This is a genomic window from Aliiruegeria lutimaris, assembly GCF_900099935.1.
GTDB classification, from domain to species: Bacteria; Pseudomonadota; Alphaproteobacteria; order Rhodobacterales; family Rhodobacteraceae; genus Tropicimonas; species Tropicimonas lutimaris.
Map to the genome: position 1 here is coordinate 1 of NZ_FNEK01000189.1, position 1,199 is coordinate 1,199.

At 59.5% G+C, this 1,199-nt stretch carries 1 protein-coding gene; it reads left to right on the forward strand.

Annotated elements, in window-relative coordinates; genetic code table 11:
- Nucleotides 1–86: 86 nt before the first annotated feature.
- Nucleotides 87–1,199, forward strand: a 1,113-nt coding sequence (gene istA / locus BLR85_RS28310; protein WP_093165256.1) for an IS21 family transposase, incomplete at its 3' end; no start/stop codon positions are given.

Here is a 1,199-nt window from a genome sequence, read left to right on the forward strand (position 1 = left end):
GTAGCCCCTCAAATTTTCACTGAGAATTGACCCATGTGAACACGTTGCCCTGACGGTTTCGGTCGGGGAGATATGGAGTGATCGACATGGGATTTTTGAGTGTTATCCGACGCTGGGCATTGCGTGACAAAATGCCAATCCGCGAGATTTCGCGGCGCACGGGCCTGTCTCGCAACACCATCAGAAAGTATCTGCGTGAGGGCGCGGTTGAGCCGAAGTTCAAGACGCCATCGCGGTCGAGCAAGCTTGATCCCTATACGGATCGTCTTTCGGCCTGGCTGCTTGCGCAGACACGCCAGCCGCGCAAGGAACGCCGAACTGTGAAGCAGATGCATGCTGATCTGGTGAAGCTTGGCTATGATGGCTCCTACGGGCGCGTGGCGTCTTTTGCCCGCGCGTGGCGCGCGGACCGGCACCGGGCTGCGCAAACGACGGGACGCGGCACCTACGTTCCTTTGGTGTTTCAGCCCGGCGAGGCGTTCCAATTCGACTGGAGCGAAGACTGGGCCAACATCGGCGGCGAGCGGGTCAAGCTGCAGGTGGCCCACATCAAGCTGTCGCACAGCCGGGCGTTTCTGGTGCGGGCCTATCCGCTGCAGACCCACGAGATGCTGTTTGACGCCCACTGGCATGCTTTCCGTGTCTTTGGCGGTGTTCCCGGTCGCGGGATTTACGACAACATGAAGACCGCCGTTGATCGTGTTGGTCGCGGCAAGCAGCGAGACGTCAATGCCCGTTTCAAGGCCATGGCCAGCCACTACGTTTTTGAGCCGGAGTTCTGCAACCCTGCTGCAGGCTGGGAGAAAGGCCAGGTCGAGAAGAACGTACAAGATGCGCGCAATCGCCTGTGGCAGGTCATGCCTGTCTTCACCGATTTGGCCGAACTGAACCAGTGGCTGGAGGATCGCTGTATTGCCCTTTGGGCCGAGACAAAGCACCGGGAATTGCCCGGCAGTATTGCTGATGTCTGGGAAGCAGAGAAGCCGACGCTGATGACACTGCCTCCGGCCTTCGATGGGTTCGTCGAGCATAGCAAACGGGTATCGCCGACATGCTTGGTCACCTTCGAGCGCAATCGCTACAGCGTTCCGGCCAGCTTTGCGAACCGCCCTGTCAGCCTGCACGTTTATCCCGAACGGTTGGTTGTCGTAGCGGAAGGCCAAACCGTTTGCACCCATGGTCGCGTCATAGAGCGGTCG